25 protein-coding genes, 2 pseudogenes, 1 riboswitch and 1 other annotated feature are annotated in these 26613 nt (G+C 27.6%); of the genes and pseudogenes, 1 reads left to right on the plus strand and 26 read right to left on the minus strand.

All coding sequences use genetic code 11. The features are described from left to right. Window positions 1–384: 384 nt before the first annotated feature. From EGD97_RS05465 to EGD97_RS05545, 17 genes and pseudogenes are all read right to left on the minus strand, one after another. On the minus strand, window positions 385–603 hold the full coding sequence (locus EGD97_RS05465; protein ID WP_127836699.1) for a hypothetical protein: 219 nt from the start codon (window positions 601–603) through the stop codon (window positions 385–387). A 4-nt stretch (window positions 604–607) separates the two neighbouring features. Further along, complete coding sequence (locus EGD97_RS05470; RefSeq protein WP_127836700.1) at window positions 608–784, minus strand: YjfB family protein; 177 nt, start codon at window positions 782–784, stop codon at window positions 608–610. Window positions 785–795: 11 nt separating this feature from the next. After that, a pseudogene (locus tag EGD97_RS05475) lies at window positions 796–1363 on the minus strand (dTDP-glucose 4,6-dehydratase); the annotation flags it as partial. Window positions 1364–1429: 66 nt separating this feature from the next. After that, a pseudogene (rfbA, locus tag EGD97_RS05480) lies at window positions 1430–2308 on the minus strand (glucose-1-phosphate thymidylyltransferase RfbA). Between the two features lie 100 nt (window positions 2309–2408). Continuing rightward, a complete protein-coding gene (gene rffA / locus EGD97_RS05485) occupies window positions 2409–3542 on the minus strand; it encodes a dTDP-4-amino-4,6-dideoxygalactose transaminase (protein WP_127836701.1) in 1134 nt (377 codons plus the stop codon). Window positions 3543–3606: 64 nt separating this feature from the next. Further along, a complete protein-coding gene (locus EGD97_RS05490; protein WP_127836702.1) occupies window positions 3607–4392 on the minus strand; it encodes a class I SAM-dependent methyltransferase in 786 nt (261 codons plus the stop codon). Window positions 4393–4455: 63 nt separating this feature from the next. Beyond that, window positions 4456–6588, minus strand: a complete 2133-nt coding sequence (locus tag EGD97_RS05495; protein ID WP_127836703.1) for a glycosyltransferase — start codon at window positions 6586–6588, stop codon at window positions 4456–4458. Window positions 6589–6631: 43 nt separating this feature from the next. After that, a complete protein-coding gene (locus EGD97_RS05500) occupies window positions 6632–7747 on the minus strand; it encodes a LegC family aminotransferase (RefSeq protein WP_127836704.1) in 1116 nt (371 codons plus the stop codon). Between the two features lie 25 nt (window positions 7748–7772). Next, window positions 7773–8765 carry an NAD-dependent 4,6-dehydratase LegB gene (locus tag EGD97_RS05505; RefSeq protein ID WP_127836705.1) on the minus strand — a complete coding sequence of 331 codons (993 nt, stop codon included), beginning with the start codon at window positions 8763–8765 and terminating at the stop codon, window positions 7773–7775. 14 nt (window positions 8766–8779) lie between these two features. Continuing rightward, window positions 8780–9421, minus strand: a complete 642-nt coding sequence (locus EGD97_RS05510; protein WP_127836706.1) for an acetyltransferase — start codon at window positions 9419–9421, stop codon at window positions 8780–8782. Between the two features lie 13 nt (window positions 9422–9434). Further along, on the minus strand, window positions 9435–10586 hold the full coding sequence (gene neuC / locus EGD97_RS05515) for a UDP-N-acetylglucosamine 2-epimerase (RefSeq protein ID WP_127836707.1): 1152 nt from the start codon (window positions 10584–10586) through the stop codon (window positions 9435–9437). A gap of 8 nt (window positions 10587–10594) precedes the next feature. After that, window positions 10595–11620, minus strand: a complete 1026-nt coding sequence (neuB, locus tag EGD97_RS05520; RefSeq protein ID WP_127836708.1) for an N-acetylneuraminate synthase — start codon at window positions 11618–11620, stop codon at window positions 10595–10597. Then, on the minus strand, window positions 11604–12326 hold the full coding sequence (locus EGD97_RS05525; protein ID WP_127836709.1) for an acylneuraminate cytidylyltransferase family protein: 723 nt from the start codon (window positions 12324–12326) through the stop codon (window positions 11604–11606). The genes neuB and EGD97_RS05525 overlap by 17 nt, the downstream gene beginning before the upstream one ends. A 16-nt stretch (window positions 12327–12342) precedes the next feature. Then, on the minus strand, window positions 12343–13392 hold the full coding sequence (locus tag EGD97_RS05530; protein WP_127836710.1) for a nucleotidyltransferase family protein: 1050 nt from the start codon (window positions 13390–13392) through the stop codon (window positions 12343–12345). Window positions 13393–13414: 22 nt separating this feature from the next. After that, window positions 13415–13768 (minus strand): hypothetical protein, encoded by a 354-nt coding sequence (locus tag EGD97_RS05535; protein ID WP_127836711.1) that lies wholly within the window; start codon window positions 13766–13768, stop codon window positions 13415–13417. Continuing rightward, the gene (locus EGD97_RS05540) at window positions 13765–15486 is read right to left on the minus strand and encodes a motility associated factor glycosyltransferase family protein (protein WP_127836712.1); all 1722 of its coding nucleotides are present in this window, start codon (window positions 15484–15486) and stop codon (window positions 13765–13767) included. Before EGD97_RS05540 ends, EGD97_RS05535 begins: the two co-directional genes overlap by 4 nt. Window positions 15487–15551: 65 nt before the next feature. Next, window positions 15552–16808, minus strand: coding sequence for a flagellin N-terminal helical domain-containing protein (locus tag EGD97_RS05545; RefSeq protein WP_127836713.1), 1257 nt, complete (start codon window positions 16806–16808; stop codon window positions 15552–15554). 244 nt (window positions 16809–17052) lie between these two features. Then, window positions 17053–17175, plus strand: a riboswitch (cyclic di-AMP (ydaO/yuaA leader). Between the two features lie 3 nt (window positions 17176–17178). Here EGD97_RS05545 and EGD97_RS05550 point away from each other — a divergent pair. Continuing rightward, on the plus strand, window positions 17179–18234 hold the full coding sequence (locus tag EGD97_RS05550) for a M23 family metallopeptidase (RefSeq protein ID WP_127836714.1): 1056 nt from the start codon (window positions 17179–17181) through the stop codon (window positions 18232–18234). Between the two features lie 107 nt (window positions 18235–18341). Here the strand turns inward: EGD97_RS05550 and EGD97_RS05555 are convergent, their stop codons facing one another. The 9 genes from EGD97_RS05555 to EGD97_RS12370 form a co-directional block, all read right to left on the minus strand. Next, window positions 18342–19046 carry an ABC transporter ATP-binding protein gene (locus EGD97_RS05555; protein WP_078681218.1) on the minus strand — a complete coding sequence of 235 codons (705 nt, stop codon included), beginning with the start codon at window positions 19044–19046 and terminating at the stop codon, window positions 18342–18344. Between the two features lie 50 nt (window positions 19047–19096). Next, a complete protein-coding gene (locus tag EGD97_RS05560) occupies window positions 19097–19912 on the minus strand; it encodes an ABC transporter ATP-binding protein (protein WP_127836715.1) in 816 nt (271 codons plus the stop codon). After that, the gene (locus EGD97_RS05565; RefSeq protein WP_127836716.1) at window positions 19890–20843 is read right to left on the minus strand and encodes a branched-chain amino acid ABC transporter permease; all 954 of its coding nucleotides are present in this window, start codon (window positions 20841–20843) and stop codon (window positions 19890–19892) included. Before EGD97_RS05565 ends, EGD97_RS05560 begins: the two co-directional genes overlap by 23 nt. Before the next feature lie 11 nt (window positions 20844–20854). After that, window positions 20855–21739 (minus strand): branched-chain amino acid ABC transporter permease, encoded by an 885-nt coding sequence (locus tag EGD97_RS05570; RefSeq protein ID WP_078681221.1) that lies wholly within the window; start codon window positions 21737–21739, stop codon window positions 20855–20857. A 100-nt stretch (window positions 21740–21839) separates the two neighbouring features. Then, a complete protein-coding gene (locus EGD97_RS05575; RefSeq protein WP_078681222.1) occupies window positions 21840–22994 on the minus strand; it encodes an ABC transporter substrate-binding protein in 1155 nt (384 codons plus the stop codon). Between the two features lie 147 nt (window positions 22995–23141). Further along, window positions 23142–23399: a binding site (T-box leader), on the minus strand. 194 nt (window positions 23400–23593) lie between these two features. Beyond that, the gene (gene ispH, locus EGD97_RS05580; RefSeq protein WP_127836717.1) at window positions 23594–24448 is read right to left on the minus strand and encodes a 4-hydroxy-3-methylbut-2-enyl diphosphate reductase; all 855 of its coding nucleotides are present in this window, start codon (window positions 24446–24448) and stop codon (window positions 23594–23596) included. 106 nt (window positions 24449–24554) lie between these two features. Further along, window positions 24555–25136, minus strand: a complete 582-nt coding sequence (locus tag EGD97_RS05585) for a 5-formyltetrahydrofolate cyclo-ligase (protein ID WP_164850164.1) — start codon at window positions 25134–25136, stop codon at window positions 24555–24557. A 62-nt stretch (window positions 25137–25198) separates the two neighbouring features. Then, entirely contained in the window at window positions 25199–26215 is a 1017-nt protein-coding gene (locus EGD97_RS05590; RefSeq protein ID WP_127836719.1) for an SDR family oxidoreductase, read from the minus strand. 205 nt (window positions 26216–26420) lie between these two features. Next, a complete protein-coding gene (locus EGD97_RS12370; RefSeq protein WP_164850165.1) occupies window positions 26421–26573 on the minus strand; it encodes a hypothetical protein in 153 nt (50 codons plus the stop codon). Window positions 26574–26613: the final 40 nt, after the last annotated feature.

Raw genomic sequence — 26613 nt, forward strand, 5'->3', positions numbered from 1 at the left:
TTTGACACTTTTAAGTCATTTTATTTTGCAAACATTTACTTTATTTATAATTCGACACATATTCTTAAAAACCTTTTTATATTTTAAATTTTTAATTTAATTTTTTATAAAGTAGCATAGCCATTACCTCAACATCCGTCTATATCAAAAAAATATTTTATTCACAAAAATATTTTAACATAAATTTTAAAAATTAAATAAAATTTTCCCTTATTATATTCTATACATCCACCCATTTTCCTTCTTTTGCTAACACTTTTTTGCATCATATTCCCCTCGCATCCAAGTAAATTTCTGCTACAAAAACAAAAACCCTGATTTCTCAAGGCTTCTATCTATCGTATCAATATGTTGTTCAAATTTGGTGGAGACGAGTGGGATTTATTATACTTCCCTACTTTCCTCATCTAATGCGTTTATCTCATTAACTAACTTTTCTATCCTTTGATTTATTTCTCTTATTTCATTTTCATTAAATTTATTATCTCTTGCAATTTCAGCTAATTGCCTCATAATTAATAGTCGTTCCTCTATCATATCAAGGATTTGTATTCTATATTTTACTCTTTGAAGCTCTTGTATTAATTCTTCTTTTTCATCCATATATTCACACACTTACATCTATTATCTTTCCTAAGTTTGGGTCTATGCTCTCTTCTATCATCTTTACAGTTTCATTTGCTGTTTGTTTACCTGTATCCATCGCAAGCTTCATTACTGCAAGGCTTGTTTCTTGAGCTACTTTTGCTTGATTTAGGTTAATTGATAGGGCAGCTATGTCCATGGTAATGGCTGATATAGCCCATAGTTATTTGAACATCTTGATATTGTTACATGTAGTTTGTAGGTTCTGTAATAGGCTAAAACTAATAGGTCGGCTGCCGCCTTTGACGCTGAATATGGTGATGATGTATGCAATGGTGTTTCTTCTGTAAAGAATAGTTCTGGCCTATCAAGTGGAAGATCCCCATATACTTCGTCTGTTGATACCTGATGATACCTTTTTACTCCAAACTCCCTTGATGAATCCATCAACACTTGTGTACCTATTACATTTTACATTTGTTTTTAAAAATATTCCTGGGTCTTCTATTGACCTGTCGACATGTGATTCTGCAGCAAAATTTACAACTATATCAAATTTTTCTTCTTTAAATAAGTTAAATAAAACATCTCTATCTGCTATATCACCTTTAACAAATCTAAAATTTGGTTTTTCCATTGCCTTTTTAAAAGTTGACAAGTTTCCTGCATAGGTAAGTTTATCTAATCAAACTATTCTATAATCACTATATTTATTTAGCATATAATATACAAAGTTACTTCCTATAAACCCTGCTTCACCTGTAATTAAAATATTCATTATTTCCCTCCACTTTACAAACAAAATTATAATCAATATAATTTAAACTTTATTAAATCCATACCTTTAATATCTAATTTTATCTTCTATAACATTTAATAAATGTTTTCCATACAATGAATTTCTATATCTTTTAGCTGATTTTATCAAATCAGCTTTTGAAATCCAATTATTAATAAATGCAATTTCTTCTGGTGCTGATATTACTATGCCTTGTCTTTTTTGAATTGTTTTTACAAACTCAGTTGCTTCGACAAGGGAATCTACTGTTCCTGTATCAATCCACGCATATCCACGCCCAAGAAGTTTTACATCAATTTTACCCATTTCCAAATATATTCTATTTAAATCTGTTATTTAAAGTTCTCCCCTATCACTTGGTTTTAGAGATTTTGCATATTTTACAACATTTGTATCATAAAAATATAATCCAGTTACAACATAATTTGATTTTGGCACTTTAGGTTTTTCTTCTATAGAAATTACTTTTCCCTTATCGTCAATTTCTATTACTCCAAACCTTTCTGTGTCATAAACATAATAACCCAATACAGTTGCTCTATCTTTATTATTTACTGCTTCTTTTAAAACTTTTGTAAAGTTATTACCATAGAATATGTTATCACCTAATATCAAGACACATTCATGATTTTCTAAAAAGTCTTCCCCTATAATAAATGTTTGAGCTATTCCATCTGGTGAAGGCTGTATGGCGTAACTTAAATTTATTCCAAATTGGCCCCCATTCCCTAAAAGTCTTTTTAAATTTGGTAAATCATGTGAAGTAGATATTATTAATATTTCTCTTATACCTGCTAACATTAATGTTGAAAGTGGACAATATATCATATGTTTATCATATATTGGTAATAATTGTTTGCTTGTAGCAAGTGTAAGTGGATAAAGTCTAGTGCCTGAACCACCTGCAAGTATTATACCTTTCATATTTTATACACAGCCTTTTTATTTTTAAAAATGAAACCGATTATATATATTGATTATTTCATTATTAATTTATATTAAATTATAACCATATTTCTTTAAATTACTTTATTAGAATATCAAATATGCTTTGTATTATGTAATTTATTTCTTTTTCCTTTAACTCTACATACAAAGGTAACCTTAATATTCTCTTACTTAAGTCTTCTGTTTTCGGCAAATCTCCGTATCTATAACCAATTTTTAATCCAATAGGTGAAGTATGAAGAGGTATATAATGAAATACTGCAGATATACCCTTTTCTTTTAATTTGTACATCAACAAATCTCTTTCTTTTTCAGAATTAAGAATAATATAAAACATATGATAATTACTATTACAATTTTTAGGTATAAAAGGAAGCCTTAAATATCCTCTTTTTTCTAATTCTTTTAAGCCCTCATAATAGCAATAGTATATTTTTTCTCTGGCATTTTGTATTTCATCTAACTTTTCAAATTGTGCATACAACATAGCTGACAAAATATCCGAAGGTAAATAACTTGAACCTATATCTACCCAAGTATATTTATCTACCTCTCCTCTAAAAAATTGACTTCTATTGGTTCCTTTTTCTCTTATAATTTCTGCGCGTTTTGCTAATTCTTCGTCTCCATTAATTAAAATTGCTCCTCCTTCTCCACAAGTATAATTTTTAGTCTCGTGGAAACTGTAACAACCTATATCACCAATAGTACCTAAATATTTACCATTATATTTAGAATTAACTGCTTGAGCTGCATCCTCTACAACTTTAATAGCATATTTCTTAGCAATACTCATAATACTATCCATATCACATGATACTCCTGCATAATGCACTGGAAAAATTGCTTTTGTCTTATCTGTAATTTTGTTTTCTATATCTTTAGGATCAATATTTAATGTATCTTCACATATGTCTGCAAAAATAGGCTTAGCTCCTCTAAGAACCACAGCATTTGCTGTAGATACAAATGTATAAGAAGGAAGGATTACTTCGTCTCCTTCCTTCAAATCTAAAAGGATTGCAGCTATATCAAGTGCAGAGCTTCCTGAAGTTGTTAATAAAACTTGTTTTGCTTCAAATTTATTTTCCATAAATTGAGATACAAGCTTTGTATAATAACCATCACCGTGAATATGTTTTTTACTTAAGCAATTGCTTATATACTGAATTTCTTTTTCCGTAATATATGGTTTATTAAATGGTATCATAGATAACATTTTCTCCTTTGTATATTATTAAAAATAATAATAAAACAATATTCTTATATTTTAATTATTTAAAAATTATATATGCTTGCTGAATTCCAAAACCTCCACCTGAATATTCTTTTTCTAGATTATAAAAATATTCATTTATTGGATTGGAGTATCCTGGATATTTATTAACATCTGTTATCAATTCCCTTAAGAACCTTGAACCTAAATAATATACTGATGAGAAATCCTCATTTATATATTTAAGTTCTAATTCATTTAAATATTTTTCTAAATTACTTTTTCTTAAATATCTATTAAAATCATGTTCAACTAGTGGATCTAATTTTGTTAAAATTCTAATTGAATTAAGTAACATCAATGGCTCCCAAAATGCTTCAGAAAAAATAATTTTTCCTCCTTTTTTAGCAACTCTTATACATTCATTTATACCTTTTTTCTGTTCATCCCAATTAGGTAAATTAATCAATACTCTTGTTGTATAGACAATATCAAATGTATTATCATCAAATGGTAAATTCCTAATATCAGCTTTAATAAAACTTATATCTTCATTGTTTATCATCAAATTCTCTTTATTTTTTTGAGCATGCTCAATCATGTTATCAGAATAATCTACTCCAGTTATTTTAATACTCTTATTTTTCTCCCATTGTTTTATAGTAGAATATCCATTAGCACATCCAACATCAAGTACCTTGTCTTCATTTTTTATATTTTTACTTATATTATCAATTTCTAAATTAATAGCAAATTTATCTCCCCAAGATGCTTCATATGATGTTTTGAATTTTTTAGCATTTTCATCCCAAACCTTTTTAATATAATCTACCATTTTTTTCATCCTTCCTAATTAAATTTATATTCATTAATCACAGTCAATTTATAAAATAACAACTTATTATTCTTACATAGTGCTATTATTTAATTCATTAAATATATTTTTGATAAATAATTTTGTATCAGTTAAAAATAGAGCTATTTCTTTCGCTATAATACCCTGTTTTATATAAAAATCTTTGTTAAAATAATATTCTTTAATTAAATCATACATTTCTTCATAACTATCACAACAAAATTCTCTACCAACATTTTTTGCAACATCTCCAAAATTTAATGTAACTACGGGTTTACCTTTATATAATGCATAAATAGCAGAAGTTCCTCCACCTTTTCTTTTGGGATTTACAAATAAATCTATATGTTCCATTATGGCTAATAAATCCTCTTGATATCCCATATTTTTATAATTATTATATAAATACTCATATCGTTTTTTTTGATTACTATTAAATGTAAAATTATTAATAAAAACTACATAAGCATTTAATTGTTTACAGCATCTGTCTAATATATTTAAAAAATCATCATCTATTTCACAATTCAATCTATTGCCAACTATTGATAAAATAAACTTATTATATGGTATACCTATTTGTTTCTTTTCATATCTTTTAACCTGCTCTTTTATTTCAAATGCAAATTTTGATATTATAATATTTTTTTCTTTCAAGTTATAAAGTTGTATATACTCTTCTTTTTCTTGCATATCATTTACAACACAAAAATCTGATCTTGAATATTCATACATTCCTAATGGCAAAGTAACAGCAGGAACGATATTAGAAGCTATGTCTCCAATTAATGATTGACCTATATTAATTATTAAATATGGTTTATATTTTTTTACCATATTTAATATGTTATCTATTTCATCATCATTTGGCATGTGAACATCAGGTTGATAAAATGGTATACTTACATCTTTATAATTTATACTATTTATTGAATAATACTCCTCAATGACATTTGCACTTGCTACATTAATCATAGGAATTAAACCTTTTAAAGTTAGACATTCTTTAATATTTATTAAAATAACATTTTTATTGAAATGTTTGATTAAATTATAACAAGTGTCCATTGCTAATTTTGTTGGTGCATGATGTTCACTTAAAAATTGACTTGTAAAAACAAATATTAGCTGTTTATTCCTTTTATATCTTTGTATTTTTTTTAAAGATTTTTTTACTAAATATTCTTCACATATATTATCGTATAATAACTTAAAAAGTTTATATATTTCTTTATCTTCTATATTATTAATAAAATTATATCTTTTTAATTGATAATAACAAAAAAATTTATTCTCTTTACTTAAAGTTTTACTATTGACTAATGTTTTGGCTATAAATTCTATATATATTTTTTTATTGTATAAATAAAGTAATGCAGATCCTAAAAATATTTTTAATATATCATTTTTTCCTATTTCAAACAGTTCCTTCTCCATTTTAAATTTTACAAGTTCCTTTTCATATGAATTTATATTATCTAAAATACTTTTAAATTTCTCAAAAAAACTTTGAATATATCCAATATTTTTAGCAAATTCATTTATCGAAGTGTTAGAGTAATATTCTATTTCATTTAAAAAATTATCCACATAATTCAAATCATAATGAAAAGTATATATATTATTTTTACAAAAATCTGAGCTATTTACTTTTATGATATTTGTTTTCAAATTAGATTTAATTGAAAAAATATGATTTTCTCCATTTATACTATAAATTTCATTTTCAAAATTAATGTCAAATTTATCTGTTTCAAAATCTTTATTAAAAATATTATAGTTTTTAAAAATACCACTTTCATCTTTTATTAAATAAAAGTTTTTAGCGTCTATATTGCTTATCATTTCTTTTAATATTAATGTATATATATTATCTGTCTCTATATGTTGAACATTGTTATTTAAATATAAAAAACCTTTTATCCATTGTTTATATAGAATATATTCAATCATTATAAATTCCTTAACATTACTAGCAAGATAAATTTCATAATTATCAACATTTTTATCAAATAAAGCATTTAATAAATAAAACAAATTATCAAAATTCAAATTATTTTCATCTACATCATTAAAAAGATGTATTTCAAACTTTTTTGAATCTAAATATTCTAAAATCCCCATATCTTCTTTTAAAATATTTCCTTTATAAAAACATAACAAAGCCTTTTTTTGTGTATTCATTAAATAACCTCCATATAAATCCATTATTAATAAAAAATTATTATCAATTACCCATACTAAAACTCTTTACTTTTATAACCACACAAACCTTCTCAATATCTTCCTGCTTTAATGATACAGAACTTGGCAAATTAATACCTTTTGAACTCACTTCTTGTGTTACACTTAAATCTCCACATCTGCAGTTTAAATATGGTGGCATCGTGTGGACAGGTGTAAAAAATGGTCTTGTTTCAATTCCTGCTTCATACATTATTTTTATAAGTTCATCCCTTGAAACTGAAAATCCATCCTCAATCAAAATTGAATATAACCAAAATACATTTTTAGTTTCTGGTTTTTCAATTTGTAAAGTTATGTTTTTAATATCTTTGAGCAACTCATTATAAATAAATGCATTTTTTCTTTTAATTTCTATATATTCTTCAATATTTTCAAGCTGTGCACATCCCATAGCTGCCAAAATATTAGGCATTCTAAAGTTAAATCCTATATCTGTGTGATAAAATCCTTTATTTTCCAATGTTACTTTAGCTTGTGTTGATAAGAATTTAGCTCTTTCACTTAATTCCTTATCATTTGTTACCAACATTCCACCTGCACCAGTTGTTATAAGTTTGTTACCATTGAAACTAAAGCATCCAAAATGTCCAATAGTTCCTGTATTTTTTCCTTTATATAAAGAACCTAAACTTTCTGTGGCATCCTCTATAACATACAAATTGTATTTACTTGCAATTTCCATAACCTTGTCCATATCTACAATATTACCATAGATATGAACAGGTAGAATGGCTTTTGTTTTTGGAGTTATAAGTTCTTCTATTTTTTCTGCATCCATAACAAATGTATCTCTGCATATATCTACAAAAACAGGTTCTGCCCCTACATACTTTACTGCATTAACAGGTGCAATAAATGTCATAGAAGGAACGATAACCTCATCTCCTTCTTCTATTCCAAGAACTTTTAGTGCTAAATGAAGTGCTGATGTACCATTTACAGTTACAACTGCACTATTAGCACCAACAAATTTTGCAAAATCCCTTTCAAATTTGTCTACATAACTTCCAACAGAAGAAACCCAATTTGTATCTAAACATTCTTTTATATATTTCCATTCATTTCCTTTTATCTCTGGTACACAAAGAGGAATCAATTTATTCATCTCCTTATAAAATTTATTAAACATTATATATATTTGTCTTATATAAATGTAGATTATCTTTTAACCACTCAACCGTTTCCTTTAATCCTTCGTCTAAAGTATATCTTGGTAACCAACCTGTTAGCTCCTTTATCTTTGTATTATCAGCCCAAAGCCTGTTAACTTCGCTTTTTTCTGGCCTTATTCTTTCTTCATCACATACAATCTGTACTTCTCTTCCAATTATATTAATTATTTTCTTTACTAAATCTCCAATTGAAATCTCATAGTTTGAACCTGCATTTATAACCTCTCCAATTGTATTATCACATTCTGCAACCTTTATAAAAGTCTCAACTGTATCCTTTACATAATTAAAATCCCTTGTTGGTGTTAAACTTCCAAGCTTAATTTCATTAACACCAGATAATATTTGAGTTATTATAGTCGGAATAACTGCCCTTGCAGATTGTCTTGGACCGTAGGTATTAAATGGTCTTAATGTTACAACTGGCAAGTTATAACTTCTATAATAACTTTCCACTATTTTATCTGCACCAATTTTTGATGCAGAGTATGGAGATTGCCCTTGAAGAGGGTGTTTTTCATCAATTGGTACATATAATGCTGTACCATAGGTTTCTGAAGTAGATGTATGAACAACCTTCTGTACACCATATTCTCTGCAAGCTTCTAATACATTAGTTGTACCTTCTACATTAGTTTTTACATAAGCCATAGGGGATATATAAGAATACGGTATCGCAATAAGTGCAGCAAGATGAAAAACCACTTCTTGCCCCTTAATAATCTTCTTCATACCATCATATTCCCTTATATCCCCTAAAACCACATTTATATTGTCTTTTACATTTTTATCAAAGGTTTCAATCCAACCCCAATTATTAAAGGAATTATATTGCACAAGAGCTGTTACAACAGCCCCTAATTCAACTAATCTTTCTGTTAAATGGCTGCCTATAAACCCTTCTGCTCCTGTTACTAAAACTTTTTTACCCTTTAAGTCCATCTATATCTTCTCCTTCATACCTTTGTTTTTATAATCTTAGCAGGAACTCCAACAGCGACCTTATTATCACCAATGTTATCAATCACTACAGCCCCTGCACCAATGGTAGTATTTTCACCAATATTGATACCCTGTATAACTGTTGCTCCAATACCTATATGTACATTATCATCAATTTTACAATTACCTCCTAATTTTGCACCAGGGGATATATGACAATTATGTCCAATAATACAATCGTGTTCTATTATAGAAGAAGTATTTATTATTGAATTTTTGCCTATATATGCATTAGCATTAACCACTGCATTTGCCATTACACAAACTCCTTCTTCAATTGTAGTATATGGTGAAACTATTGCATTTTTGTGTATAAGTGTTGGAATTTTGAATCCTATTTGTTTAAGTTTTTTATATAATTCATATCTAAATATTAAATTATCTATTGAACCAACTGAAACAAAGGCATACTCTACACCTTTCTTAAATAAATCCTGTAAAACTTCATCACTACCTATTATAGGTATTCCAAGCAAATTACCACCTATATTTAATTTATCTGTAATACCAGCAATCTCAAATTCTTTATTACTATTAATAATATCTATAATAACTTTACAGTGTCCACCTGCACCTACTAAAACAATTTTTTTCATAATAATCACCATATTAAAAGGTTAATTTTTTTTGTAAAAAACCTTTATCTAACTTCATATTTTTTAATATATCAACAATTTTTATACTTGTTGTACCATCTCCAAAAATATTATTAACATAATCAAGATTTTTTTTAAATTTATCATCATAAAGTGCAGTATTAATTGCATTTTGTATATCTGTTGTTGAATAATTACAATCTATTACATTGCCACATCTTAATCTACCCTTTTGTCTATTCCCTATATTAATAACAGGTTTTTTAAATATGGGTGTTTCTATAATACCGCTTGATGAATTGCCTATTACTAAGTCAGAATTTTTCAATAAACTTAAATATTTTTTTTGCCCTAAACTATAAAAAATATATGCATTTCTTTGATTTTTAACAAACTCATTTATTTTATCTATAATTATTTTGCTTCCAAAATCAGCATTAGGATATGTAAATATATAATTAGCATCAAACTTTTGTATTGCTTTTAGTAAATTATCTATTTGCTCTTCTGTATTTTCTACTTCAAGTGTTACAGGATGATATGTTATTAAAAATGTTAACTTATCTAAATTAACATTTAATTCTTTTTCCAAATCACTTTTTTCTAATAAATTCATTCTCATAATATTTTCTACTCCTGATTGCCCAACATTAAATACTCTCCACTCTTCTTCACCCATTTTTATTATTCTTTCTTTATAATATTCTGCTCCTGCAAAATGAATATGTGCCATCTTTGTTATTGCATGTCTTATTTGTTCATCAATAGCACCTTCTGTTGATTCTCCCCCATTCATATGAGCAATAGGAACGTTCATCATCATTGCACAAGTTGCTGCTATAAATGTTTCATATCTATCTCCGAGTATTAATAAAATATCTGGTTTTAATCTATCAAAAGCCTGAGCCATTTGTATGAGTTCTAATCCCATAGACTTTACTATAGCACTTTTATTTTTAGAACTTATGAGCATATCTATTTCTTCATCTATCTTAAACCCATCTTTTTTTATTTGCTCAACTGTATATCCATACTGTGGGCAAAGATGATTTCCTGTAACTATAAGTTGAAGCTTTAAATCTTCATCTTCCTGTATCCTCTTCATAGTCCAATATAATAATCCATATTCTGACCTTGTCCCTGTTACAACAAGTATTTTTCTCATATACTCACCTACTTAATCATATCAAATGTAATTACCTCATCCTTTTTTATATTTTTAGCTGTTATTTTATCTACTACCATATCTATATATAAAGGACTCAGGCCCTTTTCCGGTCTTTTAAATGTCAAATTTTCAAGACTAAATTTTTCTCCAGCTTCTATTTCTCTTTTTGCAACTATGGATTTTCTTGCTGAAAATCTTGTGTTTTCCTCATTTATATTGCATCTTTTTATTCCATCTCCCATTGCCTTTTCAATGTTTCTTATACTTTGCACCATGTCCTTTAGCTCTTTTGGATTTAATGATGCCCTGTGGTCTGGTCCTTCCATGTTCTTATCAAGTGTAAAATGTTTTTCAATGACAACTGCACCTAAAGAAGCTGCAGCAATAGGCACTTCTATTCCTATTGTATGGTCTGAATATCCAACTGGTAATTTAAAAGCATTTTTCAACGTAATCATTGCTCTTAAATTCACATCTTCATAATCTGTTGGATAGTTTGATGTACAATGTAATAAAATTATTTTATCATTCCCTTCTTGTTTTACAACATTAACTGCACATTCAACCTCTGCTAAATTGGCCATACCTGTTGAAATTATCATTGGCTTATTAAGTTTTGCTATATATCTTAAAAGAGGAATATTAGTTAAATCTCCTGAACTAATTTTATATAATTTTACATCTACATTTTCCAACAAATCAACACTTTCAAAGTCAAATGGAGTAGAAATGAATATTAATCCCTTTTCCTCTGCATATTTTTTTAAAATAATGTGGTCCTCAACTGAAAGTTCCAACTTCTTTAGCATATCATATTGTGTACCACTTCCTGTAGTATTTACTTGATAATTTGCCTTAGGTGCATCCTTTGTAACCAAGTTTTCCGCCTTAAATGTTTGGAATTTTACAGCATCTACTCCTGCTTCCTTTGCAACATCTATTAATTTTTTTGCTATTCCCAAATTTCCATTATGGTTTACTCCTGCTTCTGCAATAATAAAACATTTATTTTGCTTAAATAATATTTCCATAGTTATCTACTCCTTGATTTAATAAAAACTCAGCAAATTTAAAATCTATTTCATCATCAATGTCAATTGATGTAAACTTATCCATAACAATTGGAATTGTATTGTTTGTATACCAATTTTTATTATTTAATATTATTTCTACTTTTGCTATATATATTGCTCCATTTAATCTATAAACAACTGGCAGGTCTTGTCGCCTTGCATAAAATTTATTATCACTCAAGTAATCAACCATCTTCCCATTTTTTATAACCTTCATCCAATATGGATTAACTTCGCTTTCACATACACTAACAGCTGAATATGCATCTTTTGTATATATATCATATATTCCCTGGTCTATCTGCTTTGAATTCCTTAAAGGTGATGTACATTGAAGACACATCACATAATCAAAATTATAATTTTCATCATATAATAAATAATTTATAGCATGAATTATTGGCTCTATTCCAGGTGTATCATCCTGCGCAAGCTCCTTTGGTCTAAGAAAAGGAACTTCTGCACCAAAAGTCTTGGAAATTTCTGCTATTTCTAAGTCTTCAGTTGATAAAATTACTCTATCTACATATTTACTATTTAATGCTTCTTCTATTGTATAGGCAATAAGTGGTTTACCATTCAAGTTCTTTATATTTTTTCTTGGAATGCCTTTTGAACCACCCCTTGCTGGTATTATAGCAACAACTCTTTTACCTTCTATCAAAGTTAATTTGCTCCTTTCATTCTTCTATATTAAGACGTCTTAACATATCCTGAAGATTATCCATTTGTCCCATATCCATCCATGAACCTTCACTTATAGGATATACCCCTACCTTTTCACCTTTTTTTAAATAATATTCATAAAGGCTTGGAAGGTCAAAAAACTCATTTTCTGGAACATCATATATAGTTTCTGGTTCTAAAACATAAAAACCAGTATTTACTAAATATGTGTGTTTTGGCTTTTCAACTACTTTTTGAACTCTACCGCTATCATCAAGTTGTATAACTCCATAAGGAACTTCAAAAACCTTAATCGATGTAACCATAGTTATTTTATTTTTATCTTCTCTATGTTTTTTTATAATATCATTGTAATCAGCTTCAACTAAAATATCGCAGTTGGAAACAAAAAAAGTTGTATTAATTTTATCCTTTAAAAGATATAGACTTCCTCCAGTACCTAAAGGTTTTTCTTCTTCTATATATGTCATTTCATAATTTTTTTCTATTTCTCCAAAATATGATTTTATCATGTTTTTCTTATAATTAACAGTTACATAAAACTTTGTGCATCCAAACCGATTGAAATTATTTATAATCCTTTCTATTATAGGAGTGTCTCCTATTGGAATTAATGGTTTAGGCAAAATCTTAGTATAAGGATGAAGCCTTGTTCCTTGTCCACCTGCCATTATTACAACAGGTATATCTATTTTTTCTCTTTTTTTGAATTTTTCATTTTTTAACTCATTCCAAAAAACAACTGATTTTAATATACCATTATCATCAACAAGAGGAATTGCTTCAATATTATGTTTTAGCATTAAATTCAATGCTTTATGTTTATGTTTTATATTTAAAGTTATTGGGGTTTTATTCATAACTTTTTCTACTTTTTCATTCAAATCCCCATTTTTAAGTATCCATCTTCTAATATCTCCATCTGTTAAAACTCCAGAAAGTCTATCATCTTCTACAACTAATAGAATTTTTTTTGCACTTACATCTAATTTTCTCATAGCTTCTAGTATTGTATCAATTCTATTTATCATTAAATCATTCATATAAAAACACCTTCATATTATATTATGATATAACATTATAAATATCTTTTTTAAAATTCTCAAATATATCCTCTAAAATCGGCAAAATTTCATATTCAAAAACGTCTCTTATTAGATAATAATCCGTATTTTTAATTCCTTCAAATAAAAATTCTAATTTACTATTTAATATGTCCATCTTAGAAAAATCGTTACTAATGTTATTATAATGTTTTATCATATTATCTATATCATCAAGAACTTTAAACATCATTTGGTTTGCAAGCTCTATTTTTCTTTTTAATACGAGTTCTAAATAAACTTGTATACTATTATAGGCACTTTGGCAAAAATAACTAAACTTTTTATATGATTCTATTTTAACCTCATTAATCACAAAGACTCCTCCATTTTTTCAATAGTTTGTACTATAATAGGTTTGCTAAATTCAAACATTTCTTTAAATTTATTATATAACCATTTACCTTTTTCTGAAATTATTATAATTTTATCTGTCTCACTTTCACATTTTGATATTTCTTTGTCTTCAAATTCTTGAGACAATTCATAATTTATAACTTCTACAAGTGATTCAAAAATATACATAACTTCTTTGTTATTTTTAAAATAGCTATCAATTTCATCAAGTCTTTTTAGTGCCTTATTATATTTGTTTCTGCCATCTACATATAAATACTTCAATTGTGAATTAATTTTTATTGATTCATTGCATAAAGAAATCATATTATCTATTTCATTATATATATTCTTTAATTTTCCCAATAATTTATTTATATCCAGATTTATTCTATTATCTTTTTTAATTAAATTTTTATCTATAGATGTATTAAACTCATCTATAGTTTCCTTTAAAGTCTTAATTTCAGTTCCTTCTATATGTGCTCCACCCTCTGTACAATTTATAAAAGTTGTGTCACTATAAATTCTAATCATTGTTTCTAATCTTTCTCTAAACATATTCAAATCATGATTAGTAAGCACCTTTTCTTCAACAACACCTTTAATGTAAATTCCTGTATCTTTTATATCATTGTTTTCTCCTTCTATAACTGCATTATCAGCGTGTAACTTGTTATTAGTATATGCCAAATCTTGCCCTATAAAAATTATTGGGTCGCATCCAAGAAGTTTAGCAAAACTTGTACAAGTATGTGCAACTGAACCACCTTGAAATAACAAATCCATTTTAAAATCTAATAAATATCTACTTGCATTAATAAAATCTTTAGAATTAAACAATATTTTCTTTCCTTTATATTTTCTTATAATTTCAGTATTTCCAGTGTCGATAGTTAGTAATGGAACTTCACTATCTAAAGAATGCTTAAAAACATCATACATTTCTTTTGATGAATCTATAATACAAGTAAAATCTGCATTTATTCCCTCTTTAATCAAGGTATTTAAAGTTCTTGCACCTGTAATTATAATAAATTTATCTTCATTTCCCTTTAAATATTTTAAATTCTTCTCAAGTGATGGCCCAGCTGATACAACTATAGCAGGTTTACCTTTAAAAATATTTTTATAACTATCAACTCTTTCAAAATCATTAATATATGTTAAATTATTTAAAAAATTAACGAACCAATCTTCAACAAAATATTTTTGGGTATTTTCCATAAGTTTTTTATCATTATACATAAAAATAACTTTATCTAAAAACTCTTTAAATTGCTCTTTAAATACTATGTCATAATTTGAAAAAACTAATATTTCAAAACTATTTTTAGAAACTGATGATAACAAATTTTGATAAAAATTTTCATCCTCCATACAAACAACTCTAACTATATTATTTTTTATATTGAATTTATTACTTATTAATTTGTTAAAAAGTTCTTTATTAGGTTCTACAATTACTATTTCTTTAGATTCAGTAATATAGTCAATATCATTTACCCAAACTCCATTTGCTCCACCAAAAACTACAATTGATTTGCTTGTTGAAGTATTTTTAATTGTATTTTGAATAATATCAATTTCTTTTTTCATGTTGTATAAACTTCCTATATAATTCAACTTTCCATCAATATTTACCCTTAAAATCGGAAAGTTATCTAAACTCCAATCTAAATAAAATGAATTTAACATACACTTCACCCTTTATTCTTATTTTAAAAAAGGACCAAGGTCCCCCTTGATCCTTTTTATAATTATTATCTTAATAATTGTAAAACACCTTGTGGTTGTTGATTAGCTTGTGCAAGCATTGCTTGTGCAGCTTGAGCAAGTATATTGTTCTTGCTAAATTGCATCATTTCTTTAGCCATATCAACATCTCTAACTCTTGATTCTGCTGCAGTTAGATTTTCTGCTGATGTTCCAAGGTTAGCTATTGTGTGCTCTAATCTATTTTGGTATGCACCAAGTTTAGCTCTTTCCTTTGAAACAGTTTCAATAGCAGTATTTATTGATGTAATACTTCCCATTGCAGTATCTCTTGTTGAAGCATCAACACCATTGATTGTAAAGGATTTTCCTGAAGTAATTGCAGCTGTTGATATACCAAGATTAGTATTTGCTACTGATAACTTAGAACCATCTGCTTGATTGATAAACAACTTACCACCAGAAACCCTACCAACTATTGAATTATCCTTTAAAATATTTCCACCAGCCTTAATTTCATAAGTTCCAGGTGACATTGATTTTGCATTACCTGCTACTGCGCCTTTTATACTAAACTTACTTCCGCTTTCAGAGATAGTTATATAGCTTCCTGTTTCAAGAACATCATCATTACCAGCAGCTAAAACTGATGTACCTCCAGTAAATATTTTGTTTGCACTAACTTTACCAACTACATTACTACTGCTATCATACACATTATTACCCGATACCTTGTAAGTTCCATCAGCTAGTTTAGCACTAATAGTTGAACCACTTGACATTGTAATGCTTGATGTTAATCCTAAGCTTGCTGTATCCATTTTATTGATTGATAGTGTAAGCTTTTGTTTTTCATTAGCACCTATTTGAAATTCCTTGCTTGAGAATGAACCATTTAATAGGTTTTGTGTGTTGAATTCTGTTGTTGTAGCTATTCTATCTATTTCTTTTGTTAACTGATTTAACTCATCTTGTATAGCAGTTCTATCAGCAGAAACATTTGTATCATTTGATGCTTGTACAGCAAGTTCCCTCATTCTTTGAAGTATTGAGTGAGTTTCACTTAATGCACCTTCTGCTGTTTGAATAAGTGATATACCATCTTGAGCATTTCTTGATGCTTGATCAAGACCTCTAATTTGTCCTCTCATTTTTTCTGAGATTGCAAGTCCTGCAGCATCATCACCAGCTCTATTTATTCTAAGACCTGATGAAAGTTTTTCCATTGACTTTCCAGCATTTGCATTGTTAACTCCCAACTGACGGTGAGCATTCATTGCATTAATATTGTGGTTAATTATCATTTTATTTACCTCCCTTTAATCCTTTATGAACTTCCTTGTTCATTTTTTTATTAAATTGTTTTCTACTTCATTTATCGGAGAGTTTTTTTAATACTTTATATATTTTAAAAAATTTTTTTAATTTTTTATAGTTAATTGTATTAAATCTGCTTTGGTAATAAATTTTATTTGTATAAATTTACAAATATAAAAAATTGAAAACTTTTTGTTTGCATAAAAGTAAATATTAATTTATAATATATAATGTTTATATTTGCTGAATCTACTTATTTGTAGAACGGGGGATAAAATTTGGGGTGAATCTTAATGAAGGGAACTCTATGCCCTAACCCGTCAACTAACCTCGTAAGCATAATAGAGGAGGATTTTTATGTTTAACAAAAGAGTATATAAGTATACAGCACTTTCTGCAGCTGTAATTGTGCTTGTTACGGCGACTGCAATAACAAGCAGTAAAAATAAAATTTCAAATACTTCAGTAAATAATGTTGTACTAACTGATAAAAAATCAGAAGAAAAAGATACCGCAAATAAAGAAAATAATTCAAATGTAAATAATAATGTTTCATCTGATGTTTTAGATACTTCAAATACAGAAGAATTAAAAAAAGACACTGAAGTTAAAATTAACACATATACTGTTAAATCTGGAGATACATTAGATAGTATTGCAGCTATTTATAATGTAAAAGTTAACACTATAAGTGAATCAAATGGTTTGTCTTTAAATGCTTCACTTAAAGATGGACAAGTTTTGGAAATTCCTTCTATAGACGGAGTATTATACAAAATAAAAGAAGGCGAAACATTATGGGATTTGGCTTTATTAAATAAAGTTGATATAAATAAAATAATAAAAGTAAATAATTTAGAAAATCCTGAAAAATTAAAATTAAATCAAAAGATAATAATACCAGATATTAGTAGTGTAAAATCCCCAGCTTTAAATGCTTCTTTAGAAAAAAGCTCATCTTCTAATGTAAGCAAAAAAACTGTAAATCGTGGAGGTTCAGGATTATCTTCGGTAAGCTTAAGTTCTTCTTCAACTAATAATAGCTCATTTAAAGGTTCCCTTCCTGTAAGTGGATCAATTAGTTCAAAATTTGGTGAACGTTGGGGAAAATTTCATAAAGGTATAGATATTGCTGCTTCAACTGGAACTAATGTTTATGCATTTGCAGATGGAAAAGTTATTTTCAGTGGCTCACAAAATTCATATGGTAACCTTTTAATAATAGATCACGGTAACGGTTTTAAAACTTATTATGCACATAATTCAAAACTTTTAGTTTCTGAGGGGCAAGTTGTTGGAAAAGGTGAGCATATTGCAGAGGTAGGAAATACAGGAAATTCTACTGGTTCTCATTGTCATTTTGAAATCAGAAAAAATGATTCACCTGTAAATCCTTTAAATTATATAAAGTAAAACACATATAAAATACATAAAAACTATTTTATATATAAATATTTTGATAAATAAAAAAGCCAAGCATAAATTATGGAAAAATACTTTTTATGCTTGGCTTTTTTATTTTATCCTCCTAAATATGCATTTTTTATTTCTTCATTCTGCATTAAGTCTTCTGCCTTTCCTTCCATTTCTATTTCTCCATTTCTAATAATATAAGCTCTATCTGCAGCTTGAAGTGCCATGTATGCATTTTGTTCTACTAGTAATATAGTTGTTCCTTCTTTATTAATATCTTTAATAATTGAAAAAATTTCTTTAACAATAATAGGTGCAAGTCCCATAGATGGTTCGTCTAAAAGAAGAAGCTTTGGTTTTGACATAAGAGCCCTTCCTATTGCAAGCATCTGCTGCTCTCCACCTGAAAGAGTTCCAGCTAATTGTTCTTTTCTCTCTAAAAGTCTTGGAAAAATAGAAAAAACTTTATCATAATCTTTCTTTACTTCAGCTTTATCTTTTCTTGTATAAGCTCCAAGCTCAAGATTTTCCATAACAGTCATAGAGGAAAAAATTCTTCTGCCTTCTGGGACATGTGATACTCCAAGTTTTACAATTTGCTCTGCTTGTAAAGCAGTAATATCTTTATCATATAATTTTATTTTACCGCTTTTTATTTTTTCTATTCCTGATATAGCTTTTAATGTACTGCTTTTACCTGCACCATTAGCTCCAATAAGAGTAACTATTTCTCCTTCTTCTACTTTAAGGCTTATATTTTTTAAAGCGTGGATACCTCCATAAAATAAATTAACACCATTTAACTCTAACATTATTTCTCCTCTCCTATATTCCGTATAATATTCCAAAGTAAACTTAATTTTTATTTAGCAATTTCTATTTTTTCATCATTTGCGCTGTCATCTAAATTAGTATCCCCTAAATAAGCCTTAATTACTTTTTCATTATTTTGTATTTCTTCAGGTGTTCCTCTTGCAATTAATTTTCCATAATCAAATACAAATATATTTTCACAAATCCCCATAACAAGAGACATATCGTGTTCTATAAGAATAATTGTTAAATTAAAAGTTTCTCTAATCCATTTAATCATTTCTGTAAGTTCTTTAGTTTCATTTGGATTCATACCTGCAGCTGGTTCATCTAAAAGTAAAAGTTTTGGTTTAGAAGCTAATGCTCTTGCAATTTCAACTCTTCTTTGATCTCCATAAGAAAGATTTTTAGCAAGTTCATCTTTTTTATCTGATAAATTAAATTTATCAAGAAGCATTAAGGCTTCTTCATAAACTTTTTTTTCTTCTTTATAAAAAGAAGGAAGTCTGAATAATGATGATATAATTCCATATTTTAAGCTGTTATGAAATCCAAGAAGAACATTGTCAAGTACTGACATATTTTGAAAAAGCCTTATATTTTGAAAGGTTCTTGCAACACCGTAATGTGCCATTTTAGATGGTTTTAAATTTTTAGAAGTAACTTTTTTATTTAGTTCATAAATAATTTCTCCTGAAGTGGGAGTATATATACCTGTTAAAAGATTAAAAAAAGTAGTCTTACCAGCACCATTAGGACCAATTACTCCAACAATTTGTCCATCTTCTACAGTTAAACTTATATCTGTAACAGCTTTTATACCACCAAATGATTTTGAAAGATTATTTACTTTCAGAATTGACATAAGCCTTCCCTCCTTTTTTCTTAAAGAATTTAAATCCTTGATTTCCGAAAAGCCCTTGAGGCCTATAAACCATTATTACAAATAAAATTATAGCATAAATTACCATTCTAAGTTCAGGTATTTGTTGAAGGAATACTGAAATAAGAGATAATAACACTGCTCCTGCTATGGATCCTCCTATACTTCCAATACCTCCAAAAACCACAATAACTAAAATATCTATGGATTTCATAAATCCAAAAGAATCTGGTTTTATAAAATAAAAATAGTTAGCATATAAAGCTCCCGCAATGCCTGCAAAAAATGCCCCTAATGCAAAGGCAAGCACCTTATAATATGTTGTATTAACTCCTATTGCCTCTGATGCTATTTCATCTTCTCTAATTGAAATACAAGCTCTTCCATGATAGGACTTAGTAAAATTTTTTATAATTATAACTGTTGCTGTTGTCATAAGAAAAAGCCAAGTCCAATTTGTGTACTGTGGAATATCATTAAATCCAGTAGCACCACCTATATAATCTATATTTAACCCAACAATACTTATAATTTCTCCAAATCCAAGAGTTGCTATTGCAAGATAATCTCCTTTAAGCCTAAGAGTAGGAATACCAATAAAAATTCCTGCTACTGCAGCAAAACAGCCTGCACATAATAAGGCTATTATAAATGGATATCCAAACTTTGCTGTAACAATAGCTGAAGTATAAGCACCAATTGACATAAAAGCAGCATGCCCCAATGAAAACTGCCCTGTAAAACCTGTAATTAAATTTAAACTTACAGCCAATATAATATTAATTCCTATAAGTACAATATTTAAAAATATATATGAGTCAATAACCCCCGAATTTACCATTAATTGTACTAAAATATAAACTATTATTAAGACAATAAAACTTATTATATTTTTTTTATTGATAAGCTTCATGGCATATCCTCCTATACTTTTTCCTGGATCTTTTTGCCCAAAATTCCATTAGGTCTTATTAGTAGAACAATTATGAGTATAGCAAATGCAACTGCATCTTTAAACATTGAACCTCCAAGAGCACTAACAACTGTTTCTATCATTCCTAAGAAAAATCCACCAATTACTGCTCCTGGTATTATCCCTATTCCACCTATAACAGCTGCAACAAAAGCCTTTATTCCTGGAGTAACTCCCATAAGTGGGTTTATAGAATTATAATATATTCCAACAAGTACTCCAGCTGCTCCTGCTAAAGCTGAACCTATTGCAAAAGTATAGGATATAGTTTTATTAACATTTATTCCCATAAGCTGTGCAGCCTCTTTATCTATTGATACAGCTCTCATAGATTTACCTATTTTTGTTTTACTAACTACATATTGAAGTAAAATCATCAAAACTATAGTAATTATAATTATATATATATTTTTAGAATCCATAACTACTTTTCCATTAAAAAAAGTTACACTTTTCTCTGGCAGTACATTAGGAAAAGTTCTTGTATCAGGTTTAACAAAGTACACCATTATATATTCTAAAAATAAAGATACACTTATTGCTGTAATAAGTGCTGCAATTCTTGTAGAATTTCTTACAGGTTTATATGCAATCTTTTCAATAATTACACCTAAAATACCACAAGCAATCATTGATATAAGTAAAGAAGGAAAAAAGCCTAAGTGTAAAAATGTAGTCATTGCAAAGCCTACATATGCCCCCATCATATAAATATCGCCATGTGCGAAATTTATTAAATTTATAATTCCATATACCATCGTATAACCTAAAGCAATCAATGCATATATACTGCCAAGTGATATTCCGTTAATTAGCTGCTGAAATAACTGCTCCATTTATTTTCCCCTTTCTACTTATATATAAATTTATTATATTATAGACAGCCATCTACTTTTTAGAGGCTGTCTTTTTATTTTAAATATATTTAATTTAATATTAAGGATTTAATTTCTTTAAGAATGTTGCTTCTCCATTTTTCATTTCTATTATAGTTACTGATTTTATTGGATTATGATTTTTGTCCATTGAAAAAGTTCCTGTAATACCAGTGAAATTTTTAGTAGATGCAAGTGCATCTTTTAATTTTTCTCTATCAGCTTCTCCTGCTCTCTTTAATCCATCTGCAAGGAAGTATCCTAAATCATACCCTAATGCACCAAAAGCATCTGGCTCTTTTCCGTATTTTTCTTTATATGCATTTATAAATTTAACAACATTTGGATCTTTTGAAGAATAGTGAGTTGTATAGTAAACATTGTTTAAAGCTTCTTTACCAGCTATTTCAGTAAGCTTTGGAGATTCATATCCATCACCGCCGAGAATAGGTATATTTAATCCAAGTTCTCTTGCCTGTCTTATAATAAGCCCAACTTCTTCATAATAACCTGGTACATATAAAACTTCAGGATTTTTAGCTTTTATGCTTGTTAAAACACTCTTAAAATCTGTATCCTTTGCCTTATATGATTCTTCTATTATAACTTTTCCACCTAATTTTGTATAATTTTCTTTAAAACTATTAGCAAGACCTTTACTATAATCACTTGCAGTATCAGTTAATATTGCTGCATTTTTTAATCCTAAGTCATTGTAAGCAAAATTAGACATCATAATACCTTGGAAAGAATCACTAAAACAAGTTTTAAATATATATTCTCTAACCTTTCCGTTACTATCTACTGTTACATCATCTGCAGTAGCAGAACCTGAAATTAAAGGAACTTTATTTTGAGTTGCTGCAGGAACAGCAGCTTTTGTATTTCCAGATGTTGCCGCTCCAAGTATTGCAACAACTTTATCTCTTGTTATAAGTTTAGTAGCAACATTGGCTGATTCAGCATTTTCTGATTTATTATCTGCTTTAACTACTTTTAATTGTTTTCCAAGAACTCCACCATTTTTATTTATTTCTTCAATAGCAAGCTCTGCTCCATTTGAAAGGCTTGTTCCATAAGATGCTACATTACCTGAAAGCTCATAATTTAAACCTACTTTAATATAATCTTTGTCACTGCCGCTAGATGAAGAACATCCTGCTAAAGCACTTAAACCTAATAAAGAAACTAATAATAAAGATATTTTTTTATTCATATTTTACACCCCTTTTTAAGTACTTGTTTTTAGCTGAAAATAATTTATATGTAGTGGTAAATTTATTTTGTTTAATTATAAATTTTATTAAAAGTCCCCCTTTTTATAAAAATTTATATTAAAAAAGCCTCTATATGTAAAACTACATATAGAGGCGTATAATAACGCTTTACCACTCTATTTTATAATTATCTCGCGATAATTAACTCAATAGGTTCATAGGATTTGATTAAAAATCCAATTTTAAACCTTGGCTTTTTAACGCAGCCTAACGATATGACCTACTAAAGTTCAGCCATACAGCTCCGAAGCGATCGTTTATTATCAAGCCAATACCGGTTCCCAGCTTTCCCGGCTCTCTGCAATTGACTTTATTGATAATTAACTCTTCATCATAGCTTTTATATCAACAATGTTTAACTGATTAATAATATATCACGGTGCAGTATCATTGTCAATATATTTTTGCAAGTTTTTATTATATTATTGCAATTTAAGTTATATTATTGCAATTTAATATATTATTGAAAATAACAAACTTGTAAGCTAATACAACCTAAAAAACGGCTGTTTTCCTAAGCAATACTACTACACCAAGTTTATTCAAAAGACAGTAATTTATCAATAACTTCATTAATAATCCAATCTGGTGTAGATGCACCTGCTGTTATGCCTATTTTTTTAATATTGTTATTTTTAAATATCCAATCTGGTATTTCACTACTGTTTTCTACGAAAATACTATTTTCACAATTTTTTTTAGATATTTCATATAATTTAGTAGTGTTAGAACTGCTTTTACTTCCTACAACTATCATTACGTCAACTATTTTAGCAGTTTCTTCTGCACTTTTTTGTCTCTCTTTTGTAGCATTGCAGATAGTATTAAAAATTACTGCATTATCACATAATTTTGTAACTATATCTTGAACTTTATCTAGATTAGCTTTCTTTTCTGTAGTTTGTGCAACAATACATATTTTATTATGTAAATTTTTAATGTTGCTTCCATCTTTAGTTATAATTGCAGAATTATTGCAATATCCATTACTTCCAATTACTTCTGGATGATTTTCATCTCCAACAATTATAATTTGATATCCAAGTTCATAGTATTTTTTTATTTTTTTGTGAATGGCTGAAACATAAGGACATGTAGCATCTACAATATTTGCTCCTGTTTTTTCTATAAGTTTCATAATATTTGGAGATACTCCATGAGATCTTATTATAACTGTATCTCCTTTTTTTAATTTATCTAAAGTAGAAGTATCAACCTCATTTATTCCCTTTTCTTTTAAAAAATTAGTTACATCTTTATTGTGAACTAAAGGTCCAAAAGTATAAATATTTGACTTGTTATCTTTATTATTAATATTTATAGTAGTATCAACTGCTCTTTTTACTCCAAAACAAAATCCAGCATTCTCTGCCATTATTATTTCTTTTCCCATATTTTCACCAACCTTAAAACTGCTATTATAGATTATTATATAGTAATCTATAATAGCAGACAAGTTAATATAAAGTGGCAGACTTTATTATTTTATATTTTAAAACTTAATTTTTATTTATTAATATAATATCTTCTTCTGTAATAATACCATCTACTCTTACATCATTTTTATCTTCAGGAACTTTATCTATTACTTGAAACTTATAAGCTAAAGCTATTTTATTTATATCTTTTTTCATAGAGCTTAAAAACCTATCATAAAATCCTGCCCCATACCCTATTCTTCCTCCATATTTATCAAAAGCTACTCCAGGCATAAGTATTAAATCTATATTATCCCTGCAAGCTATCTTGCATTCTTCAACTGGTTCTAATATACCAAAATATCCTTTTTTTAAGTTATTAAATCCTTCTATTTTAAAAATCTCCATTTCCTTTTGTTTTGATTTAACTTTTGGTACATAAATTGTTTTTCCATCATTAAGTGCATATTTAATTATTTTGTGAGTATCTACTTCACTTTTAAAACTTACAAAAGAAAATATAGTATTGGAATATTTATAAAATTTACTATTAATAAAATTATTGAATATATTTTCATCCCATTTTTCTTTAATATCTATACTTAATGAGTCCCTATATTTTATCATTTCTTCTCTTATAGATTTTTTTATTTCATTTATCATTATTATTACTCCATATTAAGATTATAAATATTCAATATGAAAACTAAACATAAAATTAATACCTACATATTTTTGAATAATTCTATTGCTTTTTCTTGAGCTTCAATTATATTATCACAGAACTTATCAAATTCTTCATCAAGAATTTGAAGTTTAGGATTAGATAATATATATTCAGCACAAATTTTAACTCCTTCATCAAATCTTATAGTTGCATTAAAATCTGGCACAAGTCTTTTTATCTTACTATTATCAAATACTGCACAATTAGACTTATCTCCTAAAAGAGGTCCCTTAAAATCTGGTTTGCATTTAATAATAAAATCTGAAGATATATGCACTTTTTTTACCTCAACACCAAAAGCTTCTCCTATACAATCATAAATTTTATTCCAAGTTAAAGCTTCATCAGAAGTAATGTGTATAGTTTCTCCTATAGCAGCACTATTCCCCATTATTCCAACAAAAGCCTTTGCAAAATCTAAATTATAAGTCAGTGTCCATAAAGAAGTACCATCTCCTGGAATTATGACAGGTTTACCTTTTCTAATACGATCAATAACCTGCCAGCTTCCTTTTTCTCCATGAATAGCAACTGGAATTTTTTCTTTACTATAAGTATGACTAGGGCGAATTATAGTAATAGGAAAATTATTATTTCTATATTCTTTCATTAAAATATCTTCACATGCTATTTTATTTCTTGAATAATCCCAATAAGGATTAATTAAAGGTGTACTTTCGTTAATTTTATAATATAAAAGTGGTTTTTGATACGCTGATGCTGAACTAATAAAAATAAATTGTTTTGTATTTTTAGAAAATAATCTTATATCACGTTCAATATGTGATGGTACAAATGCAATAAAGTCAGCAACTACATCAAATTTCATTCCTTTAATAAGCTCTGCAACAGTTTTTTCATCATTAATATCTGCAGTTATAATATTTGCTCCTTTTGGTATACTATCTTTTTTATTTCCTCTATTAAGTAAATATAATTCCCATCCTTTTTCAACTGCAAGTTTTGATACAGCAGAACTTATAGTTCCTGTCCCTCCAATAAATAGTGCTTTCATTTTAATTCCTCCATTTATAAAAATTTATATTAATAACTTTTATATTTATTATAATATTTTATAGATTATTTTTCCAATGAAATCCTTTTTATTTTAAAAATATTTACAAGGTCCATGTAGATGTAAAATTAGGTAAATAAAATTAGGGCTTTTGCATAAATAGATATTTTATTATGCAAAGCCCCTATTATTATTTAATTAAAATTCAATCTTTGTCTTCAAGTTTTCTTTTAGCTTTATTTATATTTCTTTCATCAAGACCTGTAGTATTTGAAATTTCAGCCATACCTATACCTTTGTCAAGCATCTCTTTAGCATGCTCCATAGCAGTTTCATGTTTAAATTTTTTATTTTTCATAAACTTTAACCACCTTTCCTTACAAGGATAGTTTTCCCTT

The organism is Clostridium prolinivorans (assembly GCF_004011155.1).
Taxonomy (GTDB): Bacteria; Bacillota; Clostridia; order Clostridiales; family Clostridiaceae; genus Clostridium_AT; species Clostridium_AT prolinivorans.